The 292-nt window shown below is 29.1% G+C and carries 1 protein-coding gene; it reads left to right on the forward strand.

The window, feature by feature from the left end; genetic code table 11:
- A partial coding sequence (locus V6251_RS15310) for a hypothetical protein (RefSeq protein ID WP_341589018.1) occupies positions 1 to 202 on the forward strand: 202 nt, incomplete at its 5' end.
- Between the last annotated feature and the right edge of the window lie 90 nt (positions 203 to 292).

Consider the following 292-nt stretch of genomic DNA (forward strand, 5'->3'; position numbering starts at 1 on the left):
CTATAGTTTTATTCCTATTGATATAGCATATAAAAAGCTAATTGGTGTGTCAGAAATTGTAATTGAAAATGTAGCATATACCAATATACAGTTTGTGCCTTTACAGGAACAACAGGTTAAAAAAGCATCTATTGTTATGTCTTCATTTAATGAAGAAATTACAATTAAAGCGACCGTACAATATAGTATTACAAAATCTTAAACCACGATCTCCTGACTAGCAATCTTAATACCATCGTCAATTAAATGTCCTACTTCAGGTTTGTTTTTTTTAATTGTTTCTAAATGATCC

Origin of the sequence: Olleya sp. Ti.3.14, assembly GCF_038154885.1 — a bacterium.
Taxonomy (GTDB): Bacteria; Bacteroidota; Bacteroidia; order Flavobacteriales; family Flavobacteriaceae; genus Olleya.